Source organism: Streptomyces sp. NPDC054842 (assembly GCF_053611025.1).
On the sequence record NZ_JBSGZN010000023.1, the window covers coordinates 1 to 22,692 of the forward strand.

A 22,692-nucleotide genomic window follows, 5' to 3' on the forward strand; every position below is an offset into this window, starting at 1 on the left:
CACCCGGCCGGGTGCGCTCCCCCTCTTCCGTTTCCCGTGTCCCGTCGTCGGCTACTGGGGGTCCGGGCCGAGGGCCACGGGACGGGCGGCGTCCCGGGACCACTCCGACCACGAACCGACGTACAGGGCCGCCGGAATGCCCGCGATCGCGAGCGCGAGGACCTGCTGCGCCGCCGAGACGCCGGAGCCGCAGTACACGCCGACCTCCGTCCCCTCCGTCACGCCGAGCGCGCGGAAGCGCGCGGCGAGTTCCCCGGCGGGCAGGAAGCGTCCGCTTTCGGCCAGATTCTCGGACGTCGGCGCCGAGACCGCGCCGGGGATGTGACCCGCGACCGGGTCGATCGGCTCGACCTCCCCGCGGTAGCGCTCACCCGCCCGCGCGTCGAGGAGCAGTCCGGTACGGGCGAGCGCCGCGGCACCGTCCGCGTCCAGCAACGGAAGCCCTCCCGGCGCGGGCTCGAAGTCCCCCGGGGCCGGGTCCGGCACCTCGGACGTCAACGGCCCGTCCCAGGCGGCCAGTCCGCCGTCAAGCACACGCACCGCCGGATGCCCCGTCCAGCGCAACAGCCACCACGCACGTGCGGAAGCCCAGCCGAGGCCCCCGTCGTACACCACGACGTCGCGGTGCGCGGAGACCCCCGCGGCCCGCATCGCGGCGGCGAACACCTCGGTGTCCGGCAGCGGATGGCGGCCCCCGGCACCCGCCGGACCAGCCAGCTCCGACTCCAGATCGACGAAGACGGCGCCCGGCAGATGGGCCTTCTCGTACTCGGGCCGCAGGCTCGGGCTGCCCAGCTGGTAGCGGACGTCGAGGAGGACCGGCGGGTTCGGCCCGGCCAGCGCGTCGGCGAGTTCGGCGGCGGAGATGATGACGTTCATGGCCACCATCCTCGCGCACGGGGTGGCCGCGTCGTCCAGGTCCGGCTACTCTGCTCCGCCGGACAGCCCCGATCACGTGGCGTATGGGATCGGGCACATGCTGTACAGCTGACGGTCACCGGCCGACAATGTCGCGGATACGGATGAGTGCTCTCATATCGGGCATCCTCTTGCGGGAGTACGGCACCCGGCGGCGCGGCCGGAGCGCACGGTGCGACCGGTGGTGCCAACATCGGCACGGGGCGTGCAAGCACCCGACTGGCGTACGCGCATGCACAGGCGGAAGTCGACCGGCCACCGCGAGGGGCCGAGAAGAGAGTGACGATGACCGAGGCATGGGGGTCGGCCGGCCTGAACGGCACCACGCACGCCCGCCGCACGCCCGGCACGCCCTGCTGGGTGAGCCTGATGGCGCACGGGACGGCCGCGACCCAGGACTTCTACGCGGCGCTGTTCGGCTGGGAGTTCCAGCCGGGCCCCCGGCAGCTCGGCCCCTACGTGCGGGCGCTCCTCGACGGCCACGAGGTCGCCGGGATCGGTCAACTGCCCCCCGACCAGCACCTGCCCGTCGCCTGGACGCCCTACTTCGCCTCGGACGACGTGGATCTGACGGCCGAGACCGTGCGGCACTCCGGCGGCACCGTCGGGGTCGGCCCGCTGGACGCGGCCGACGCCGGCCGGCTCGCCATCGCGTCCGATCCGTCGGGCGCCGTCTTCGGCGTCTGGCAGGCGGCGGCCCACCTCGGCACCGGCATCACCGGTGTGCCGGGCACGCCCGCGTGGAACGAGCTGCTGACCCGCGACAGCGCGAGCGTCGCCAAGTTCTACCAGGGCGTCTTCGGCTTCGAACGGGAGCCGGCGGGCTCCGCCGACGTCGACCTCGACCTCGTCACGCTCCTCCTCGACGGGCGCCCGGTGGCGGGCATCCACGGCGTGGGCCGCGCGCTGCCCCGCGACCGGGGCGCGCACTGGCTGACGTACTTCGAGGTCGCCGACACCGAGGCCGCCGCCGCCCGCGTCGTCGAGCTGGGCGGCCGGGTCCTGAAGGAGCCGCACGACTCACCGCACGGCCGGATGGCCACGGTGGCGGACCTGGAGGGCGCGGTGTTCTCGGTGCTGCACACGACGCCCTGAACCGCCTCGGGCGGCCGGTGTCAGGCGGAGGCGATGGGCAGGACGTCCGGGGACAGGGCGCCGGCGCGGGCGGTGGCCGCGGTCATACGGCGCCGGTGGTGGCGGCGGCACAGGACCTCGTAGCCGACGGCGCCGGACTGGTTGACGTCGCCCACGACCACCTGCTCGCCCTCGACCACCATCTCGCCGCCCGTCGTGCGGGCGTTGTGCGTGGCCCGGGCGCCGCACCAGCACAGCGCCTCGACCTGGAGGACCTCGACCCGGTCGGCCAGCTCCACCAGGCGCTGGGAGCCGGGGAAGAGCTTGGAGCGGAAGTCCGTGGTGATGCCGAAGGCGAAGACGTCGATGCCGAGGTCGTCCACGATGCGCGCCAGCTGGTCGATCTGCTCCGGCGCGAGGAACTGCGCCTCGTCCGCGATCACGTAGTCCGCGCGGCCGCCCTGCGAGAGGTGGTCGACCACGTACGCGTACACGTCCTGGTCCGCCATCACCTCGACGGCGTCCGTGACCAGCCCCAGCCGGGAGGAGAGCTTGCCCTCACCGGCGCGGTCGTCCCGCGTGAAGATCAGGCCCTGCAGGCCCCGCGCGGAACGGTTGTGCTCGATCTGGAGAGCCAGCGTCGACTTCCCGCAGTCCATCGTTCCGGAGAAGAACACCAGCTCGGGCATGGCGGGTCGAGCACCTTTCGGCGGGAGGTCGGCGGGGGTTCGGGGGCTTGCGGATCGGGCGGACGACTCAGGAGCGTACTTGGAGCAGGGGGACCAGTTGTTCGACGGGGGTCATCGAACCGTGGTTGCCGACCATGGCCGACTCCTTGGGCTCGCGCTCGGAGGCGATGAGCAGGACGTCGTCCCGGGCCGCCGCGACCACGTCGCCGATCCGCCCGTAGACCCGCTCGTCGATGTGCGGTCCGAACCAGCCCGCCGCGACGGCCTCGTCGCGGGATGCCACCCAGAACTGCTCGCCGAGCACCTCGCGCCAGCAGGTCAGCACGTCCGCCGCGGCGCCCGGCACCGCGTAGACGTGGCGGGCGCGGCCCTCGCCGCCCAGCAGGGCGACGCCGGCGCTCAGCTCCCAGTCCTCGTCGAAGTCGATGCGGTGCTGCTCGTCGAAGGGGATGTCGATCATGCCGTGGTCGGCGGTGACGTACAGGGCGGTGCGCGGCGGCAGCTGTTCCGCCAGGCGCTGGACCAGCCGGTCGACGTACATCAGCTGGCCGCGCCACGGGTCGGAGTCGACGCCGAAGCGGTGGCCCTTGCCGTCCACCTCCGCGTAGTACGTGTAGACCAGGGAGCGGTCGCCCGCGGCCAGTTGCTCGGCCGCGAAGTCCATGCGCTCCTCGCCGGTCAGCCGGCCGTGGAAGGTGCCGCCGCTGAGCGCGACCTTCGTCAGCGGGGTGTTCTGGAAGCCGGGCGAGGAGACCTGGGCGGTGTGCACGCCGGCCGCGTCCGCCAACTGGAAGACGGTGGGGTAGGGCTGCCAGACGCCCGGTTCCGTCCACGGGTTCCAGCGCAGCTGGTTCATCAGCGCGCCCGTGTCCGGGTTGCGCACGGTGTATCCGGGCAGGCCGTGCGCGCCGGGCGGCAGGCCCGTGCCGACCGAGGCGAGCGAGGTCGCCGTGGTGGCCGGGTAGCCCGCGGTGATCGGGCGGCCCGTGCCCCCTCGGGAGGACGCGAGCAGCGAGGTCATGAACGGGGCCTCGTCCGGGTGCGCCTTCAGCTGCTCCCAGCCGAGACCGTCGATCAGGAAGACGCAGTTGCGGTCGGCCGCGGTCAGCTCCGGTATGGCGACGGTCGCGCCCGGAACCTCCATGCCCGCGGCGAGCGTGGGCAGCAGGTCGGCCAGCGAACCGGTGCCGTACTCGGGGACGGGCGCGGAGTCGAGGGCGAGCGGTTCCGGGTGGTCCCAGGCGGGCAGAGCCATCAGCGCGTGACGTCCGCGGTCGCCTCGGAGAGGGACTGCGCGAAGGCCAGGGCCTGGCGCACCGTCTCCGGACCGTCCCCGGCCTCGCTGACGCGCAGGCTCAGGTCGTCCGCCGTGGAGCTGCCGGTGTAGCCGTGGTCGGCCTCGCAGTTGGGGTCGCCGCAGGCCGCCGGCTCCAGGTCGATGCGGGAGACCGCGCCCCAGCCGATGGTCAGGACGACCTCGCGGGGCAGCGTGCCGGGCGCGTACGACTCGGGGTTCGCCACGACCCGGCTGACCACGACCGAGGAGATCCGGCTGAGCTTCACGGACTCGGTCGACGTGGTGGCGTACGGCGTCGGGGAGGTGGTGTCGGCCGCCTGCTCGTCGGTGTGGCTCACGATGAAGCGGTTGGCGGTGAGGACCAGCACCGTGACGTGCCTGCGGACCTCGTTCGCGTCGAACGTCGTCTCCTGGTGGACCAGGAACGACCTGACGGCATCGCCGCCGACGGCGGCTTCCACCGCCTCGGCCACGAGAGCCGGGTAGTAGCCGCTGCGCTCGATCGCCGCTCGCAGCCCCTGGGTCGTCGTACTGGTCTTGGCCATGACGTCCATCCTACGGTGGCGCACCGGCTGCGAGGCACCGCTCGCGGGTGTCGGCCGGGGACGGGACCGTGCGGCACCGGCGGCGGGGCGGGTCAGACGACCGGAAGCGTGCGGGGGCCCAGGTCGTCGCGGGCGGGCGGACGGGCGAGCCGGACGGTGGCACCGAGGACGCTCAGGCCGTGCGGCGCGACGACGACCGGCTCCAGGGAGACCGCGACGACCTCGGGGTGGTCGTCGACCAGCCGCGAGAGGCGCAGCATGAGCTCCTCCAGGGCGGCCGTGTCGACGGGCGCGGAGCCGCGCCAGCCGAACAGGAGCGGCGCCGTCCGCACCGACCGCACCAGGGAGGCCGCCTCCCGGTCGGTGACCGGGATCAGGCGGTGCGCCGTGTCGCCGAGCAGCTGGGACGCGGCCCCGGCCAGCCCGAAGGACAGCACGGGTCCGGCCGCCGGGTCGATCACGGCCCGTACGACGGTGTCGACCCCGCGGGGTGCCATGGCCTGGACGACCGGCCGCAGCTCCTCCGGCGTGCCGAACAGCTCGGTCAACTCGGCGTACGCCCGCCGCAGTTGCTCCTCGTCGGCGAGGTCGAGCCGGACGCCTCCCAGGTCGGCGCGGTGGCGCAGGTGCGGGGCGGTGGCCTTGAGCGCCACGGGGTAGCCGAGGGTGCGGGCGGCCTCGGCGGCGTCGTCGGGCGTGGGCGCGGGCAGGGCTCTGCGGACGGCGATCCCGTACCGCGCGAGCAGGTCGCACGTCTGGTCCGGGCCCAGCGTGAGCCCTTCGCTGTGCGCGAGGAGTCCGTCGATCAGCGCGGCGGCGCCCCGCTCGTCGATGTCCTCGCACTCGGGGACCTTGCCGGGGTCGGCGGCCTCACGGCGCCACTGGGCGTACTTCACCGCCTCGGCGAGGGCGCGGACGGCCCGCTCGGCGGCGGGGTACGCCGGGATGAGGCGGGGGCCCGGGCTCGTGGCGGGGGCGTCGCCGGACGGGCGCTCCGCCGGGCGCGGCGGCCCGGCGGTCCGTTCGGAGGGTGCCGGTGAGATCCGGGCGCCGGCCGGCTGGGGGGCGGTGCTCGCGGCGGCGGACAGCGCCTCGGCGAGACCGCCCAGCTCGACGTGGACGACGAGCACCGGTTTGGCGGGGGCCGCCGCGGCGGCGGAGCGCAGCGCCTCGGCCAGCGCCGCGTCGGCGGCCGAGGTCTCCCCCACCGCCGGGATGGCGGTCACCACCACGGCGTCGCAGTCGTCGTCGGCCAGGGCGTGGGCCAGCGCGGCGTGGAAGTCGTCCGCCGAGGCCGCCGTGGTCAGGTCCAGCGGGGGCAGCGGGCGCAGTCCCTGGGCGAGGCAGGCGTCGTAGGTGAGGAGCCCGAGCGACTCCGAGTTGCCGAGGATCGCGACCCTGGGGCCCTGCGGGAGGGGCTGGCGGGCCAGCAGCAGGCCCGCGTCGACGAGCTCGGTGATCGTGTCCACGCGGATGACGCCGGCCTGCCGCAGCAGTGCGGAGACGGTCGCGTGCGGGAGCCGGGTGGCCCGTACGGCGTGGCCCTGCGGGGCCGCCCCGCCGTGCCGCGCTCCCTGGACGACGACCAGCGGCTTCGCCGCCGCGGTCCGCCGGGCGAGCCGGGTGAACTTGCGGGGGTTGCCGATGGACTCCAGGTACATCAGGGCGACGTCGGTGTCGGGGTCGTCGTACCAGTACTGGAGCACGTCGTTGCCGGACACGTCCGCGCGGTTGCCGGACGAGACGAACGTGGACACGCCGGTGACGCCCGTGACGCCGCCGCCGCGCCGGTGCAGCCGGGACAGCAGCGCGATGCCGATGGCCCCCGACTGGGCGAACAGGCCGATCCGGCCGGCGCGCGGCATCTCCGGGGCGAGTGAGGCGTTGAGGCGCACCCGGGGGGAGGTGTTGATGACCCCGAAGGCGTTGGGCCCGATGATGCGCATGCCGTACGTGCGGGCCTGGCGGACCAGCTCGCGCTGGCGCTCGCGTCCCTCGGGGCCGCTCTCCGCGTATCCGGCGGAGACCACGACGAGTCCCTGCACGCCGTGCTCGCCGCATTCGGCGACGATCCCGGGCACGTGTTCCGCGGGGACGGCGACGACCGCCAGGTCGACGGGCTCGGCGATCTCCCGGACGGAGCGGTGGGCCGGGACGCCCTCCAGCTCCTTCTCCTCGAACGCCCGGTTGACCGCGTACAGGCGGCCGGTGAAGCCGGCGTCGCGCAGGTTGTCCAGGACGCTGCGGCCGACTCCCCCGGGTGTGCGGCCCGCTCCGATCACGGCCACCGAGCCCGGTGCGAGCAGCCGCTGCACGGACCGCGCCTCGGCCCGCTGCTCCCGGGCCCACTGGACGGCGCGCGAGCGGTCCGTCGGCTCCAGGCCGAACTCCAGGCGGACGACGCCGTCCTCGAAGCTGCGCTTCTGCTGGTACCCGGCGTCCGTGAACACCTTGATCATCTTGCTGTTGGCCGGCAGCACCTCGGCGGCGAACCTGCGGATGCCGCGCTCCCTGGCCACCGCCGCGATGTGTTCCAGGAGGGCCGAGGCGACGCCGCGCCCCTGGTGGGCGTCCTGGACGAGGAAGGCGACCTCGGCCTCCTCGGAGACGGGGGGCGCCTCCCCGCCGTCGGGGCCGGCGGGCGCGGGGTGGGAGGAGGCGGGCAGTCCGTCGGCGGTGATGCGGTCGTAGCGCACGGTGGCGATGAACTCGCCGCCGATGGTGGCCGCGAGTCCGACGCGGTCCACGAAGTCGTGGTGGGTGAAGCGGCGGACGTCCTTGGCGGACAGGCGCGGGTAGGGCGCGAAGAAGCGGTAGTACTTCGACTCGTCCGAAACCTGCTCGTAGAAGCTGACCAGCCGTTCGGCGTCGTCGACGGTGATGGGCCGGATCCGCGCGGTGCCGCCGTCGCGCAGCACCACGTCGGCCTCCCAGTGGGCGGGGTACTCGTGCCGGTCCGACGACGTCTGCATGGGGCCCAGCGTACGGCTCGGGTCCGACACCGTCGCGGGGCAGGCCGAGGGCGCGACACCCCCCGGGGGCGGGTCCGGCGGCGGCTTCGGGGGCATCCTGGAGGCGGAGTCCGTCCGGGCCCCGTTCGCGGGCCGCCGGGACACGCTCCACCGTATGGGACACTGGTCTAGACAACCCTGAAACACTCGAAGGGCAGCATCACATGGCTGAGCGCCGCGTCAACGTCGGCTGGGCCGAGGGCCTCCACGCCCGCCCCGCCTCCATCTTCGTCCGGGCGGCCACGGCCTCCGGCGTCCCCGTGACGATCGCCAAGGCGGACGGCGACCCCGTCAACGCCGCGTCGATGCTCGCGGTCCTCGGCCTGGGCGCCCACGGCGGCGAGGAGATCGTCCTCGCCTCCGGCGCCGAGGGTGCGGACGCCGCGCTCGACCGTCTGGCCAAGCTGGTCTCCGAGGGTCTCGACGAGCTTCCCGAGACCGTCTGACCCCGCGGACACCCGCGTGCGGCGAAGCCGCGTCGGCCCGGACCGGGCCGACGCGGCTTCGCTGCTTTCCGTGCACCCGCCGGAAGTCCCCCACTCCCGTCCGGGCCTTTTCCGTACACCGCCCCCGGCCTTTTCCGCGCACGGCCCGAACCCGACGTCCGGAGCATGCGGAAAAGGCGCCCCCGTGAATTGGCGGCGCACGGAAAAGAAGGCAGCGGAATTACTTCCCCGCCGCATATCCCTCTTTGTATACGGCGCTTCTGTTAATGCCGCAGGCCCGACGTGTTTACGGGATGTTGCGAAGTCCTCACACGGTCCGCGAGGTCGCCCCGGCCGTGCGCGCGGAAGCGGTGCGAGGAGCCGGCACGCTCGGTGTGCAGCGCGGTGATCGCGCGGGCCCGCTCGCTGTCCCCGCGGGCGACGGCGTCCACGATGCCGCCGTGCTCCGCCCAGGACTCCGCGGGGCTGGCCGGGGCGTCCACCGCGTACATCCAGGCGATCTTGTGCCGCAGCTGGGCGAGCGTCGACGTGAGCGCGGGGCTCCCGGACGCCTGCGCGAGCGTCTCGTGGAACCAGCTCCCCAGGGACCGCAGATCCTCGCTGTGGCCCCTCCTGGCCCGCTCCTGCCCCAGCCTGACCAGCCCCCGCAGCACCTTGAGGTGGGCCTCGGTGCGGCGCTGCGCGGCCCGCGCGGCACCCAGCGGCTCCAGCAGCATCCGCATCTCCAGGAGGTCGGCCGCCTCCTGCTCGGTGGGCTCCGCCACGCACGCGCCCGCGTGCCGCCGCGTGACGACGAAACCCTCGGCCTCCAGGGTGCGCAGCGCCTCGCGCACCGGGACGCGCGAGACGCCGTAGCGGCGGGCGAGCAGTTCCTCCGTGAGCCGGCCGCCGCGCTCGTAGACACCCGCGACGATGTCGTCACGGATCGCCGTGCATACCGAGTGCGCCGGAATGCGCATGAGCGGACCTCCGCCTTAATCCTCGCGAAACGCCGTCGATTGACGTCCGTTCAGTGACTCTATTGCAGCGGGAGTCAATTTCCGACGGCGGACCGGAATCCAGGGATATTTTTTGGACAGACGGCCGTTCGAAACGACGAAGGCCCCGGCTCGACGAGCCGGGGCCTGCTGAAGTCGTACCGGTGTCAGAGGCTGACGCCGTGCGAGCGCAGGTACGAGACGGGGTCGATGTCCGAGCCGTACTCGGCCGTCGTACGGGCCTCGAAGTGGAGGTGGGGCCCGGTGGTGTTGCCGGTCGACCCGGAGAGGGCTATCTGCTGTCCCGGGGTGACCGTCTGCCCCTCGGTGACGCTGATCGACGACAGGTGGCCGTACATGGTGTACGTGCCGTCGTGCATCTTGATGACGACCTGGTTGCCGTAGGCGCCGCCCCAGCCGGTCGTGACGACGGTGCCCGCGCCGACGGCGTGGACCACGGTGCCGGACGCGGCGTGGAAGTCGACGCCGGTGTGGCTGCCGGAGGACCAGAGGGTGCCGCCGGTCTTGTAGCCGGTGGAGACGTAGGAGCCGGAGATCGGCGAGACGAAGGTGTTGAGGCGCTTGCGCTCGGCGGCGCGGGCGGCGCGCGCCTTGGCCGCGCGCTCCTCCTTGACCTCGGCCAGCGCCCGCTGCCGCGCGGCCTCCTCGGCCTTCTTCAGCGCCGCTGCCTCTTCGGCGGCGTGCTGCTGGGCGGCGGCCTGCGCGTCGATCTGCTCGGCGACCGTGTCGCCGATCGTGATGGCCTGGGTGAGTCCGGTCTGCTGGACGGCGGTGTCCGCGGCGAACGCGGGGGCGGCCAGGGTTCCGATGACACCGGTGGTGGTGAGCGCCGCCACGCCGGCCGCACTCTTGGTGGTCCGCGTGATCCGGCTCGGACGACGATGCTTCCCGGTGGCACGGGTGAACGCCATGAAGGGGCTGGTCCTTTCCTTCCCTCTCGCCTACCGGGTTAGCTGACGGGTTCGGAGCAGGAAGGTCTCCTACGGGCCTCCTCCGCGGGGAAGGACGCCCGATTCACCCCAGGGACTGCGATGGGTCCCCGGCTCCCCTGGCTCGCGCCGTACGGGGACTCGGCGATGACTGTCCGGTGCCGCGGACGCGGCGCACTGCCTGACGAACAGCCGGATCGACGCTAAGGGGGCCGTCTTTCGATCGACAAACGGATCGCGGTTTTTGTAGCGCATGCCACAGGGCAGAAGGGCAACCGCCTAGCAATACGGACATATTGAGGACGAAGCCGGGGTAAGCGCGCGCGAAACCCCGGACGGCGGCGGTCAAACGCGAGGACCCCGGCGACCTTTCGGTCACCGGGGCCCGTTCTCCGCACCGCTCTGCCGGGCGGGTACGACTCTCCGCGGGGCTCTACTCGGCCCGCACGACGGTGACTTCACCGATGCCGAGCGCCTTGACGGGCTCCGCGATCTGCGCGGCGTCGCCCACCAGGACCGTCACCAGCCGGTCCACCGGGAAGGCGTTCACGACCGCGGCGGTGGCCTCCACCGTGCCCGTCGCGGCGAGCTGCTGGTAGAGGGTCGCCTGGTAGTCGTCCGGGAGGTGCTGCTCGACCTGGTCCGCGAGCGTGCTCGCGACCGCCGCCGCCGTCTCGAACTTGAGCGGGGCGACCCCCACCAGGTTCTGCACGGCCACATCGCGCTCCGCGTCCGTCAGACCCTCCGCGGCGAGCGTGCGCAGGACCTTCCAGAGGTCGTCCAGGGCGGGACCCGTGTTGGGCGTGTCGACGGAGCCGCTGATGGCGAGCATCGCGGCGCCCGAGCCGTCCGGGGCCGAGCGCAGCACCTGGCCGAACGCCCGCACTCCGTAGGTGTAGCCCTTCTCCTCGCGCAGGACGCGGTCCAGGCGCGAGGTGAGCGTGCCGCCGAGGCAGTAGGTGCCGAGCACCTGGGCGGGCCACACCCGGTCGTGCCGGTCGGCTCCGACGCGGCCGATGAGCAGCTGCGTCTGCACGGCACCCGGGCGGTCGACGACGACCACCCGGCCCCGGTCGTCGGCGGTCACCGGCGGCACCGGGCGCGGCTCGGCCGACGAGCCCGTCCAGGCGCCGAGCGTGTCCGCGAGCAGCGCGTCCAGGTCGACGCCGGTGAGGTCGCCGACGATCACGGCGGTGCCGGTGGCGGGGCGGACGTGCTTCTCGTAGAAGGCGCGGACGGCCGCCGCGTCGATCTTCTGGACCGTCGCCTCGGTGCCCTGCCGCGGTCGCGACATGCGCGAGGTGGCCGGGAACAGCTCCTTGGAGAGCTCCTTGGCGGCACGGCGGGCCGGGTTGGCGGCCTCGTGCGGGATCTCGTCGAGCCGGTTGCGCACCAGCCGCTCGATCTCGCTGTCCGCGAACGCCGGGGCCCGCAGCGCGTCGGCGAGCAGCCCGAGCGCCTTCTCCAGCCGGGAGACCGGGACTTCGAGGGACAGGCGTACGCCCGGGTGGTCGGCGTGCGAGTCGAGGGTGGCGCCGCAGCGCTCCAGCTCGGCGGCGAAGTCCTCGGCGGAGTGCTTGTCGGTGCCCTCGGAGAAGGCGCGGGCCATGATCGTGGCGACACCGTCGAGGCCCGCCGGCTCGGCCTCCAGGGGCGCGTCGACGAACACCTCGACGGCGACGACCTGCTGGCCGGGGCGGTGGCAGTGCAGGAGCGTCAGGCCGTTGTCGAGCGTGCCGCGCTCGGGCGCCGGGAACGCCCACGGCTTGGCCTCGCCCGCCTGGGGACGCGGGTGGAACTCCATGGTCGCGAGCTCGGTCACTTGGCCGACTCCTCGTCCTCGTCGGTGGCTTCGGCGGCCTGCGCCTCTTCGGCGGCGACGGGCTCGTAGACGAGCACCGCGCGGTTGTCGGGGCGCAGCCGGGCCTTGGCGACCTCCTGCACCTCCTCGGGGGTGACGGCGAGCACCCGCTGCACGGCGGTCAGGGCCAGCTGCGGGTCGCCGAACAGGACGGCGTAGCGGCACAGTTCGTCGGCGCGGCCGGCGACCGTGCTGAGCCGGTCCAGCCACTCGCGCTCCAACTGGGCCTGGGCGCGCTCCATCTCCTCGGCGGTGGGGCCCTCCTCGGCGAACCGGGCGAGCTCCTCGTCCACGGCCGCCTCGATGACCGGCACCTCGACGTCGCCGGACGTCTTCACGTCGAGCCACCCCAGGGAGGGCGCCCCGGCGAGCCGCAGCAGGCCGAACCCGGCCGCGACGGCGGTACGGTCCCGGCGTACGAGGCGGTTGTAGAGCCGGGACGACTCGCCGCCGCCGAGGACGGTGAGCGCCACGTCGGCCGCGTCGCACGCGCGCGTGCCGTCCTCGGGGAGGCGGTAGGCGGCCATCAGCGCGCGGGCCGGGACCTCCTCCTCGACGACCTCGCGCAGCTGCTCGCCGATGACCTCCGGCAGGGAGCCGTCGCGCGGGGCGGGCTTGCCGTCGTGCCCGGCGATGGAACCGAAGTACTTCTCGACCCAGACGAGCGTCTGCTCCGGGTCAATGTCCCCGACGACCGACAGCACCGCGTTGTTGGGCGCGTAGTAGGTGCGGAAGAACGCGCGGGCGTCCTCCAGGGTGGCCGCGTCCAGGTCCGCCATCGACCCGATCGGGGTGTGGTGGTACGGGTGACCCTCCGGGTACGCGAGGGCGGTCAGCTTCTCGAACGCGGTGCCGTAGGGCACGTTGTCGTAGCGCTGCCTGCGCTCGTTCTTGACGACGTCCCGCTGGTTCTCCATGGACTCCTCGTCGAGTGCGGCGAGGAGCGAGCCCATGCGGTCGGCCTCCAGCCAGAGGGCGAGCTCCAGCTGGTGCGCGGGCATGGTCTCGAAGTAGTTGGTGCGCTCGAAGCTCGTCGTGCCGTTCAGCGAGCCGCCCGCGCCCTGGACGAGCTCGAAGTGGCCGTTGCCCTTCACCTGGCCGGAGCCCTGGAACATCAGGTGCTCGAAGAGGTGGGCGAGGCCGGTACGGCCCTTGACCTCGTGGCGCGAACCGACGTCGTACCAGAGGCACACCGCCGCGACCGGGGTCAGGTGGTCCTCGGAGAGCACCACGCGCAGGCCGTTGGCCAGGCGGTGCTCGGTCGCTGTCAGGCCGCCGGAGCCTGCCTCAGCTGTGGCCGTGTGACCCATGGGCATGTACGTCCCTTCGATCGCGGAAAACTGCAGAATCCCTGCCGGTCCTGCCACTGTATGCAAGCGCGCGGACGCCTGGCGAAGTTCCCGCACCCCGTACGCCCACAGCGAGACTTCCGTGGCGCCGGGGCGGACCGTTGTGCGAACCGGAGGGGCCGGCCGCCCGAGCGGACGCCGGCCGGGACGGAGGGGGCGGTCCGGGGCGGGACGGGAAGGTCCCGGCGGGTCGGGGTGCGGGGGTCCGGAGGGTCGGACGGCGTGGCCGGAGGGAGTGGACCGGGGGCCACGGCAGGTGGCGGGTGTGCTGCTGGGGACGGGGTGCGCGCGCCCGGCGGGTGCGGGTCCACGGCCCTGCCCGGGGCCCTTAAGGACGGGTCGTGGTCGGCGTTGTCAGTGCGGCGGTCCACAATGGTGCGCGTCAGATCCCGTTCATGTTGGTGAAGGAGCCGCAGCAGCGATGGCCCGCCGCAGCACGAAGACCCCGCCGCCCGACGACTTCGAGGAGCGGATCCTCGACATCGACGTCGTCGACGAGATGCAGGGCTCCTTCCTCGAGTACGCGTACTCGGTCATCTACTCGCGCGCCCTGCCGGACGCACGTGACGGCCTCAAGCCCGTGCACCGCCGCATCGTCTACCAGATGAACGAGATGGGCCTGCGCCCCGACCGCGGTTACGTGAAGTGCGCCCGCGTCGTCGGCGAGGTCATGGGCAAGCTGCACCCGCACGGCGACGCGTCGATCTACGACGCCCTGGTGCGGCTGGCGCAGCCCTTCTCCATGCGGCTCCCCCTGGTCGACGGCCACGGCAACTTCGGCTCCCTGGGCAACGACGACCCGCCCGCCGCCATGCGGTACACCGAGTGCCGGATGGCCGACGCCACGTCCCTGATGACGGAGTCGATCGACGAGAACACCGTCGACTTCGCCCCGAACTACGACGGGCAGGAGCAGGAGCCCGGCGTCCTCCCGGCGGCGTACCCGAACCTTCTGGTCAACGGCGCCTCCGGCATCGCCGTCGGCATGGCGACGAACATGCCGCCGCACAACCTCGGCGAGGTCATCGCGGCCGCCCGCCACCTGATCCGCCACCCGGGCGCCGACCTGGACACGCTGATGAAGTACGTCCCCGGCCCCGACCTGCCCACCGGCGGACGGATCGTCGGTCTCTCCGGGATCAGGGACGCGTACGAGACGGGCCGCGGCACCTTCAAGATCCGCGCCACGGTCGCCGTGGAGAACGTGACACCGCGCCGCAAGGGCCTCGTCGTCACCGAACTGCCCTTCACCGTGGGCCCCGAGAAGGTCATCGCCAAGATCAAGGACCTGGTCGGCGCGAAGAAGCTGCAGGGCATCGCCGACGTCAAGGACCTCACCGACCGCTCGCACGGACTGCGCCTGGTCATCGAGATCAAGAACGGCTTCGTGCCGGAGGCCGTCCTCGAACAGCTCTACAAGCTGACGCCGATGGAGGAGTCCTTCGGCATCAACAACGTGGCGCTGGTCGACGGCCAGCCCCTCACCCTGGGCCTCAAGGAACTGCTCGAGGTCTACCTGGACCACCGCTTCGACGTCGTACGCCGGCGCAGCGAGTTCCGGCGCACCAAGAAGCGCGACCGGCTGCACCTCGTCGACGGGCTCCTGATCGCCCTGATCGACATCGACGAGGTCATCCGGCTGATCCGCTCCAGCGACAACTCGGCCCAGGCCAAGGAGCGTCTGATCGGGCGCTTCTCGCTCAGCGACATCCAGACGCAGTACATCCTGGACACGCCGCTGCGCCGGCTCACCCGGTTCGACCGCATCGAGCTGGAGACCGAGCGCGACCGGCTGAACGGCGAGATCGACGAACTGACCGGCATCCTGGAGTCGGACGCGGAGCTGCGCAAGCTGGTCTCCGGCGAACTGGCCTCCGTGGCCAAGAAGTTCGGCACCGACCGGCGCACGGTGCTGCTGGCGTCCGCCGGTTCCCCGGCGGCCACCGTCCCCCTCCAGGTCGCCGACGACCCGTGCCGGGTCCTGCTGTCCTCCACGGGCCTGCTCGCCCGCACGGCGAACGGCGACCCCTTCGCGGAGGACGCGGACGGCAAGCGCACCAAGCACGACGTGATCGTCTCCTCGGTGCCGGCGACGGCCCGTGGCGAGATCGGCGCGGTCACCTCCTCCGGCCGCCTGCTCCGCCTGAACGTCATCGACCTCCCGCAGCTGCCGGACTCGGCGACGGCGCCGAACCTCTCCGGGGGCGCGCCGATCTCGGAGTTCCTGCCCTCCCTGGAGGCGGACGAGACGGTGGTCTGCCTGATGACGCTGGACGAGTCGTCGCCGGGCCTCGCGATCGGCACGGCGCAGGGCGTCGTCAAGCGCGTCGTCCCGGACTACCCGTCGAACAAGGGCGAGCTGGAGGTCATCACGCTCAAGGAGGGCGACCGCATCGTCGGAGCCGTCGAGCTGAGCACCGGCGACGAGGACCTCGTCTTCATCACCGACGACGCCCAGTTGCTGCGCTACCAGGCGGCGCACGTCCGCCCGCAGGGCCGCCCCGCGGGCGGTATGACCGGCATCAAGCTCACCGAGGGCGCCAAGGTCATCTCGTTCACGGCGGTCGACCCCGCCGCGGACGCGGTGGTCTTCACGGTGGCGGGCTCGCGCGGCACCCTGGACGACTCGGTCCAGACGACCGCCAAGCTGACCCCCTTCGACCAGTACCCGCGCAAGGGCCGCGCCACGGGCGGTGTCCGCTGCCAGCGGTTCCTGAAGGGCGAGGACTGCCTGTCGCTGGCCTGGGCCGGTCCCGCCCCGGCGCGGGCCGCGCAGAAGAACGGCACACCGGCCGAGCTGCCCGAGATGGACCCGCGCCGCGACGGCTCGGGCGTGTCCCTGGCGAAGACGGTGGCGGTGGTGGCCGGACCGGTGTGACCGCTCGTCACTCCCGCGGATCCTGCTCCTGTACGTAGCGGAGGACGCCCCACATGCTGTGCTCATCGGCGTGCGGGGCGTCCTCCTTGCACGCCTCCAGTTCCTTGCCGAGCGCGCGGGTGTCGATGCCGGCCCCGATGAGCACGAGCTGGGTCAGCCGCTCCCCGGTCCCCGTCCAGGGCTCCGGGTAGAAGCGCAGGAAGCGCCCGACGGCGTGCACGGCGTACCGGTTGCGCGGGTCGGCCGGGCCGAAGTCGACGTACCCCTTGATGCGGTAGAGCCCCTCGGGCCTGCTGTCGAGGAAGTCCATCAGGCGGCGGGGCGCGAGCGGGACGCCGGAGGTGAAGGACAACGACTCGTAGGCGGAGTGCAGATGCCCGCCGTGGTCCCCGCCGTCCCCGCCCGGGTCTCCTTCCGCGTGGACGTGGAGGTCGTCGAAGGACAACTGCCCGATGCGCTCCTCGGACGGCCTGCAGTCGAAGAGGAACTCGGGGTCGACACGCCCGAAGGCCGCCGGTACGACGGCGGCGCGGCCGGCGAGCTCCCGGACGGTCCGGAGCACGCGCTCACCGTCGGTGACGGGCGCGTCCCCGGAGCGCGGGCCGTCGGGGCCGTTCGACCCGTCGGGGCCGTCGGAGCCATTCGCGCCGTTCGAGCCGTTCGAGCCGTTCGAGCCGTCGGTGTGCCCTTGCCGCCCCACGACGGTTCGGTCGAGTTTGTTGACGACGACGAGGTCGGCCAGGGCGAGGTGCCGCTCGATCTCGGGGTGCCTGGCCCGCGTAGCATCGAACTCGGCGGCGTCCACGACCTCGACGAGCCCGCCGTAGACGACGCGCGGGTTCTCGCTGGCCAGCACCATCCGCACGAGTTCCTGCGGCTCCGCCAGCCCGCTCGCCTCGATGACGATGACGTCGATCCCGGCCGAGGGCCTGGCGAGCCGCTCCAGGTAGTCGTCGAGCTCACCGGCGTCGACGGCGCAGCACAGGCAGCCGTTCCCGAGGGCGACGGTGGAGTCGCCCAGCGCCCCGGCGACGGCCATGGCGTCGATCTCGATCGCCCCGAAGTCGTTGACGATCGCCCCGATACGGCTGCCTCCGCTGTGGTGCAGCAGATGGTTGAGCAGGGTGGTCTTGCCCGAGCCCAGGAAACCCGCGAGGACGACGACCGGAATCTGCGGACTCGGCCGGCTCGGCCGACCCGACTGGCCCGGCCCACTCGGCTGACCCGGCTGACTGGGCTGGCTCAGCTCACTCGCGTGGCTTGACTGGCTCGACTGTCCCGTCTGGCTCGGCTCACTCGGCTGACTCCCCTGGGTCGGCTGGGTCGGCTGGCTCGGCTGGCTCGACATGCGCCCTCTCTGTACCTGAGCGTGCACCGGCTCGTGGACCGGCTTTCGTGCGCGAAACGAATGCCGGACCAGGATACGAGCGGGAGGAAACGGCGCTGAGTGAACGATTGTTAGCAGCGCTCGCGGGGCACACGTTGGGCATGGCGCCGGGGTACGCAACCCGCACTTCCCTCCGTGCGCCTCCTCTCCGCCTCCCTGCCGATCAGAGCCGCTCGGCAAAACTGGGAGACGGCAAGCGCCGCCCATCGCTCGCCGGTCCGCTCCCTGTCGCCCCACACCCGACGACCGGCGGACGGTCGCCTGATTCGGGGGTTGACATGGCCACACAGAGTTCCGGGGTGCGGAGGCTGGGTTCCGCCACCAGGTCCAAGCTCGCGCTCGCCGCACATGCCGTCGCGGAGCGGAGCACCAGGCAGCGCAGGCGCGCCATCCTCGCCGAGCAGCACCGGCTCCACTTCGACCTGCTGTGCAAGGCCATGGCCGATCCGGCGCTCGCCGCCGTCCTGGACACCTACGAGAGCGCCGTTCCCGCCGAGAAGCAGCGCCAGTACCTGTTCGCGAACGCCCTCTACGTCAACGCACTGTATTTCCACCGCATCGGCGCCCTCAGCCTGCCGGAACTGTACGGGCACCTGCGGGTGATGTGCCGCAACCACATCTTCCGTGAGTACTGGGCAGCCACCCGCCACCACCGGAAGAGCCTGCCCGGGGCATCGGAGGAGGCCGAACTCGGTCGGATGATGGACGAGTTGGTCCAGAACATGGATGACCTCGTCCAGGAACCCGACGACGGAGACCTCGACGTCTGGTGGGTCATCGGGCAACCACCCGAGGAGTGACACGCGCCAGCCTCGGTATGCACGTGGCGCGGTCCACCCGCCTTCGGTATGCACGTGGCGCGCCCTTGGTACGCCCGGGACCCGATCACCCGCCCTCAGACCGTCAGGCATCAGGCATCAGCCGGCAGGCAGCAGCCGAGCGTCAGGCGGCGGACAGCAGGTGTCATGCGTCATGCAGGCGAACGGAGTCAGTGCGGTACGGGAAGATCCGCCCGATGCAGTTCCCGTACCGCCACGACATCCATGCGGGCCGGGGACCCGAGTGGCGAGCCGCAGCTCTCCTCGCGGGGTGGCTCGGACGCGCCCATGGCGACGACGACACGCCAGAGCCGGCCGTCCGCGTGGGCGATCGTCACCTCCCAGCGCGGTGCCGCCCCGTCCGTCCGCAGGACGGTCAGCGCGTCCGCGGCGTGCTCCCCGGTCGCGGTGCGCACCGCGAGTTCGGCGGCCTGTGCGGGACGCTCCCAGGCGGAGCTTCCGCGGCACCCGTGGGTGACGACACGTCCCTCCCGAACGCCCTGGAGCACTTCCTTGACCTGGTGGGCTCCGAGCCGCCCGTAGGCGTAGCCGAACGGCAGGACGAGCAGGGTGGGTGAGAAGCGGTGGCCGCCGAGATGGGTGACCTCCCAGGCGCCCGTGACACCGGACGCCGCGAGTTCGGCCGCGAGAGGGCGCCCGAGGAGCGCGCAGCAGCGGTCACGCTTGCCGTTGGTGCAGACGAGCGCGAGCGGGGCGGCGGTGTGCGGCCCGCCTCGCAGGGCCGAGTCGAAGGTGTGGTGGTCGCCCCCGCCGAGCGCGGCGAAGTCGAGGTCGAGGAGCTGCTGCGGATCGGACACCGTGGCGCTGCGCAGCCACGCGTTCCCGGGGACGGTGTGCGCCGCGTACACCTGACGCTCGGTGGGCGTGCCGCAGTCGGCGTGACGGCCGGGACGCCGAATGAGTGCGATACGTACGCCCGTGCCCTTGGCGGCGGCTTCGAGGGCACGCCCCAGTGCGGGATCCAGGTGGCTCGAGGTGAGCGCCTTGGCACCCCAGGGTCCCGGCTGCTCCAGCAGCAGCCAGGTTCTCGCGGTGGCCGCGGTGCCCGCGAGGGGCTCGTCGAGCTCCCGGGACGCGGTCGTGCACGTACTCACAGAGGTGAGCCTAACCTGAGTTCGGTTGAACGGCTTCCAGCGGCCCCATGGGGGCACATAAACCCCATACCCGGCGTACGAGGTTATATCCGGTACACCCTCGCCGCGAGGTGGCGACCGGGTTTCCCGAAAGGGCCCGCTCACTCGCTCCGCTCACTCACCCGGGAACGGCTGGGGCGGGCGAGCGCCCACGTAGTGCCCGCTGGGCCGCATGCGCAGCGGCCTCTCCCCGTACTCCTCCAGGGTGTGCGCGATCCAGCCCGCGGTGCGCGCGACGGCGAAGACCGTCTCGCCGGCGGTGGACGGCATCCCGGAGGCGACGGTGAGGACGGCGAGGGCGAGGTCCACGTTGGCGTGCAGCGGGGTGTGACGGGCCGCGGTGGTCGCGACGTCCCGGGCGGCCGCGAGGGCCGGCGCCGCCTGCGGCACGTCCTCCAGGAGGGCGAAGAGGGCACGCGCGCGGGGATCCTCCCCTTGGTAAAGACGGTGCCCGAGCCCTGGAATACGGCGACCGGCGCGCAACTCGTCGGCGATCACCGGGACGGCGGTCCCCCTGTCCAGAACCTCCAGGAGCAGCCGGTGCGCGAGGCCACTGGCCGCACCGTGCAGGGGGCCTTCGAGGACGCCGAGGCCCGCGGAGACGGCCGCGTAGGCGTGCGCCCGGGCGGACGCGGCGACCCGGACCGCGAGGGTCGAGGCGGCGAGATCGTGGTCGACGAGCAGCCCGAGCGCCGTGTTGAGTACGCGCAATGACGGATCGTCAGGCGTGCGGCCGCTGAGCCGTGCCCACAGCCTGTGGGCCAGCGGTCCGTGGTCTCGGTGGTCGCGCCGCTTCGGCGGGAGGGCCGCGACGAGGGTGGGGATGAGCGTGCGCGCGGTGCCGAGAACCGCCTCCTCGGAGAGGTCGAAGCGCAGCGGGTCCGCGGCCGCGGCCGCGATCGCGGCGACCCGCAACCTGTCGGTCGGGCCGCTGTGTTCGGGCAGGGACTCGACAGCCCGGCGCGCCAGGGCGACGGAGGTTTCTGGGGCGGTGAACGTGACGCCGCGGCGCAGTTCTCCCGTCCACAGCCACTCGGCGATCTCCTCGTAGGAGTACCGGGTGGCCAGTTCGGTCGCGTCGACGCCGCGGAAGTAGTACCGGTCCGTGTCGATCAAGGTGATGCGGGTACGGACCGACAGCTCACCTGCCGCGCTCGGACTCCCGGTGCCGTCACGCCTGTTGCGCCGCGCGAGCGCCTCGACCTCCTGGGCGTCGAAGGTGCTTCCGCGCCCGCCCGGGTCGCGCCGGCTGGTGAGCTGGCCTCGGCTCACGTAGGCGTAGACGGTCTCGGGCTTCACGCCGAGCAGTTCGGCGGTCTCCTTGGTGTTGAGCCGCCGTCCCGTGTCGTGGCTGGGAGTCGACGGTTCCTGATCCCTCATGGCGTCACCGTATCCATATCTCGACTGGGTTGATTCACATTGATGCAATCAATGTTGACAACAATTGAGTCAAGCATGGACAGTCGAATCAAGTCCAGGGAGGAACCATGTCGAACAACCGGGCCGCCAGCGCCACCGCTTCTCTCACTCCTGTTGGTGTCCCGCGGGGACTCGCGGGCGTCGTCGTCACCGACACCACGCTCGGTGACGTGAGAGGCCGAGAGGGCTTCTACCACTACCGCCAGTACTCGGCCGTCGAACTCGCACAGACCCGCGGCTTCGAGGACGTCTGGCATTTGCTGGTCCACGGCGAACTGCCGGACCCGGCGCAGCGGGCCGAGTTCACCGCGAGGACGGCCGCCCTGCGACGGCTGCCGGAGGCGGTGCGCGCGGCCCTGCCGGGCATCGCTGCCGGCAGCGCCGGCAGCGGCGCCCTCGCCGGGATGCGCACGGCTCTGTCCCTGTTCGGCGCGGCCTCGGGCTTCCAGCCGGTGTACGACATCGACACCGACCGGCGTCGCGCGGACACCCTCGCCGCCTCCGCCGCCGTACCGACGCTGCTCACGGCGCTGTACCGGCTCGGGCTCGGACTCGACCCGGTGGAGCCGCGCGACGACCTGTCGTACGCGGCGAACTACCTGTACATGTTGACCGGTTCGGAGCCGGACGAGACGCGCACCCGGGCGATCGAGCAATACCTGATCTCCACCATTGATCACGGATTCAATGCGTCAACCTTCACCGCGCGGGTGATCGCGTCGACGGGAGCTGACGTCGCCGCGTGTCTGGTCGGGGCGGTGGGAGCCCTCTCCGGCCCGCTGCACGGTGGCGCCCCCAGCCGCGCCCTGGACACGCTGGACGCGATCGGCACACCCGACCGCATCGACGCCTGGATCCGCGAACGCGTCCTGGCCGGCGACCGCATCATGGGCTTCGGCCACCCCGTCTACCGAACGGAGGATCCGCGCTCCCGCATGCTGCGAGGGATCGCCCAGAGTTTCGGCGGTCCTCTGGTGGATTTCGCGGTCGAGGTGGAGCAGCGGGTCGAGGAGATCCTGGCCGAGCTGAAGCCGGGCCGGGAACTGCACACGAACGTGGAGTTCTACGCCGGAGTCGTCATGGAGCTGTGCGGGCTGCCCCGGGAGATGTTCACGCCCACGTTCGCCGCTGCCCGCGTCGTCGGCTGGAGTGCCAACCTCCTGGAGCAGGCGGAGGACTCGAAGATCATCCGACCGGCGGCCCGGTACGTGGGTGAGCCGGCGCCGCAGAGGGTCCCGGCGGTGGCCTGATGGCCGGTGCTTCTCCGGCGCCCGGGGGGCCGGGCGCCGGAGGACGTCAAGAGTCGGGGATGTCGGCCTTCGCTCTCAGCAATGTCTCGCGAGTGATCACGACGATCCGTTCATAGTCCGCACGCGCGGCGTCCGGGGGCAGTTCAGGGTCAAGGGCGCTGGTGGCTTCGGTGCCGATGACCGCGAAGTTGCCGTCGCTCAGTTCGAAGATGTCGGGGCACGTCTGGCCCGTCGCGCTGCCGCGCTCCCGGGGCGAGGCGCCGACTCGACGCACGATCTTCAAGTCCGTTCCTAAGTGGATCGAGGGACGGGCCGGACGCGTGCGCCCCGGACGCTGTGCGAGTGGATGGCCTCTCCGGCGCCCAGTGAAGCTCATGAGAGGGCCCACGGATGCTCATGAAGGGCCGCTGGTTCCGGTGAGGACCGACAGCCCTACGCGCCTGCGCGGAGCAAGTGTCCGGAACAGGCGGGTGCAGCCTACAGTCCGCGCGGGCGCTGAGGCCGACGACGCGGGGAAAGAGGGCGCAACCGCTTGCACCACCGGAGCGGAGGAGACGCGTGCGCATCCGGAGCTTCGGCGCCCACGCAACCCCGTACGGTTGTGAGCCCTGGAATTCACGCGCCCCCGGACAGCCGTGAGCCCTCGGAGCCCAGGCGCCTCCGACACAG

At 72.4% G+C, this 22,692-nt stretch carries 18 protein-coding genes and 1 riboswitch; of the genes, 5 read left to right on the top strand and 13 right to left on the bottom strand.

Annotated features, from left to right (window positions below):
* Positions 1-51 precede the first annotated feature (51 nt).
* Positions 52-879 carry a sulfurtransferase gene (locus tag ACWGIS_RS19295; RefSeq protein WP_453363637.1) on the bottom strand — a complete coding sequence of 276 codons (828 nt, stop codon included), beginning with the start codon at positions 877-879 and terminating at the stop codon, positions 52-54.
* A 324-nt stretch (positions 880-1,203) separates the two neighbouring features.
* On the opposite strand from ACWGIS_RS19295, the gene ACWGIS_RS19300 reads away from it, so the two are divergent.
* A complete protein-coding gene (locus tag ACWGIS_RS19300; protein ID WP_453363638.1) occupies positions 1,204-2,013 on the top strand; it encodes a VOC family protein in 810 nt (269 codons plus the stop codon).
* Positions 2,014-2,033: 20 nt separating this feature from the next.
* Here the strand turns inward: ACWGIS_RS19300 and ACWGIS_RS19305 are convergent, their stop codons facing one another.
* The 4 genes from ACWGIS_RS19305 to ACWGIS_RS19320 all read right to left on the bottom strand — a co-directional run bounded on the left by ACWGIS_RS19305 (position 2,034) and on the right by ACWGIS_RS19320 (position 7,495).
* Entirely contained in the window at positions 2,034-2,681 is a 648-nt protein-coding gene (locus ACWGIS_RS19305) for a thymidine kinase (RefSeq protein WP_453363639.1), read from the bottom strand.
* A gap of 67 nt (positions 2,682-2,748) precedes the next feature.
* The gene (locus ACWGIS_RS19310; RefSeq protein WP_453363640.1) at positions 2,749-3,936 is read right to left on the bottom strand and encodes an alkaline phosphatase family protein; all 1,188 of its coding nucleotides are present in this window, start codon (positions 3,934-3,936) and stop codon (positions 2,749-2,751) included.
* Positions 3,936-4,523 carry a DUF5998 family protein gene (locus tag ACWGIS_RS19315; protein ID WP_356173768.1) on the bottom strand — a complete coding sequence of 196 codons (588 nt, stop codon included), beginning with the start codon at positions 4,521-4,523 and terminating at the stop codon, positions 3,936-3,938. The genes ACWGIS_RS19310 and ACWGIS_RS19315 overlap by 1 nt, the downstream gene beginning before the upstream one ends.
* Before the next feature lie 92 nt (positions 4,524-4,615).
* Positions 4,616-7,495 carry a bifunctional acetate--CoA ligase family protein/GNAT family N-acetyltransferase gene (locus tag ACWGIS_RS19320; protein ID WP_453363641.1) on the bottom strand — a complete coding sequence of 960 codons (2,880 nt, stop codon included), beginning with the start codon at positions 7,493-7,495 and terminating at the stop codon, positions 4,616-4,618.
* Between the two features lie 203 nt (positions 7,496-7,698).
* Between ACWGIS_RS19320 and ACWGIS_RS19325 the strand changes: the two genes are divergently transcribed.
* Complete coding sequence (locus tag ACWGIS_RS19325) at positions 7,699-7,980, top strand: HPr family phosphocarrier protein (RefSeq protein WP_453363642.1); 282 nt, start codon at positions 7,699-7,701, stop codon at positions 7,978-7,980.
* 263 nt (positions 7,981-8,243) lie between these two features.
* Here ACWGIS_RS19325 and ACWGIS_RS19330 read toward each other — a convergent pair whose 3' ends face one another.
* The 4 genes from ACWGIS_RS19330 to ACWGIS_RS19345 all read right to left on the bottom strand — a co-directional run bounded on the left by ACWGIS_RS19330 (position 8,244) and on the right by ACWGIS_RS19345 (position 13,084).
* Positions 8,244-8,939 carry a GntR family transcriptional regulator gene (locus ACWGIS_RS19330; protein ID WP_453363643.1) on the bottom strand — a complete coding sequence of 232 codons (696 nt, stop codon included), beginning with the start codon at positions 8,937-8,939 and terminating at the stop codon, positions 8,244-8,246.
* A gap of 185 nt (positions 8,940-9,124) precedes the next feature.
* Positions 9,125-9,889: a M23 family metallopeptidase gene (locus ACWGIS_RS19335; RefSeq protein ID WP_453363644.1), complete on the bottom strand. Its 765-nt coding sequence runs from the start codon at positions 9,887-9,889 to the stop codon at positions 9,125-9,127.
* Positions 9,890-9,901: 12 nt separating this feature from the next.
* Positions 9,902-10,064: riboswitch (cyclic di-AMP (ydaO/yuaA leader) on the bottom strand.
* A gap of 276 nt (positions 10,065-10,340) precedes the next feature.
* Entirely contained in the window at positions 10,341-11,729 is a 1,389-nt protein-coding gene (locus tag ACWGIS_RS19340; RefSeq protein WP_453363645.1) for a M16 family metallopeptidase, read from the bottom strand.
* Entirely contained in the window at positions 11,726-13,084 is a 1,359-nt protein-coding gene (locus ACWGIS_RS19345) for a M16 family metallopeptidase (RefSeq protein WP_453363646.1), read from the bottom strand. The genes ACWGIS_RS19340 and ACWGIS_RS19345 overlap by 4 nt, the downstream gene beginning before the upstream one ends.
* A 454-nt stretch (positions 13,085-13,538) precedes the next feature.
* Between ACWGIS_RS19345 and ACWGIS_RS19350 the strand changes: the two genes are divergently transcribed.
* Entirely contained in the window at positions 13,539-15,995 is a 2,457-nt protein-coding gene (locus ACWGIS_RS19350) for a DNA gyrase/topoisomerase IV subunit A (protein WP_453363647.1), read from the top strand.
* 7 nt (positions 15,996-16,002) lie between these two features.
* On the opposite strand, the gene ACWGIS_RS19355 is transcribed toward ACWGIS_RS19350, so the two are convergent.
* Positions 16,003-17,241 (bottom strand): CobW family GTP-binding protein, encoded by a 1,239-nt coding sequence (locus tag ACWGIS_RS19355; RefSeq protein WP_453363727.1) that lies wholly within the window; start codon positions 17,239-17,241, stop codon positions 16,003-16,005.
* Between the two features lie 419 nt (positions 17,242-17,660).
* Here ACWGIS_RS19355 and ACWGIS_RS19360 point away from each other — a divergent pair, with 419 nt between their 5' ends.
* On the top strand, positions 17,661-18,182 hold the full coding sequence (locus ACWGIS_RS19360) for a DUF6082 family protein (RefSeq protein ID WP_453363648.1): 522 nt from the start codon (positions 17,661-17,663) through the stop codon (positions 18,180-18,182).
* A gap of 188 nt (positions 18,183-18,370) precedes the next feature.
* On the opposite strand, the gene ACWGIS_RS19365 is transcribed toward ACWGIS_RS19360, so the two are convergent.
* Both ACWGIS_RS19365 and ACWGIS_RS19370 read right to left on the bottom strand, forming a co-directional pair.
* On the bottom strand, positions 18,371-19,315 hold the full coding sequence (locus ACWGIS_RS19365; protein ID WP_453363649.1) for a sucrase ferredoxin: 945 nt from the start codon (positions 19,313-19,315) through the stop codon (positions 18,371-18,373).
* Positions 19,316-19,468: 153 nt separating this feature from the next.
* Positions 19,469-20,734, bottom strand: coding sequence for a citrate synthase (locus ACWGIS_RS19370; protein ID WP_453363650.1), 1,266 nt, complete (start codon positions 20,732-20,734; stop codon positions 19,469-19,471).
* Positions 20,735-20,841: 107 nt separating this feature from the next.
* On the opposite strand from ACWGIS_RS19370, the gene ACWGIS_RS19375 reads away from it, so the two are divergent.
* Complete coding sequence (locus tag ACWGIS_RS19375; RefSeq protein WP_453363651.1) at positions 20,842-22,023, top strand: citrate synthase; 1,182 nt, start codon at positions 20,842-20,844, stop codon at positions 22,021-22,023.
* A gap of 46 nt (positions 22,024-22,069) precedes the next feature.
* Here the strand turns inward: ACWGIS_RS19375 and ACWGIS_RS19380 are convergent, their stop codons facing one another.
* Entirely contained in the window at positions 22,070-22,306 is a 237-nt protein-coding gene (locus tag ACWGIS_RS19380; protein WP_453363652.1) for a hypothetical protein, read from the bottom strand.
* Positions 22,307-22,692: the final 386 nt, after the last annotated feature.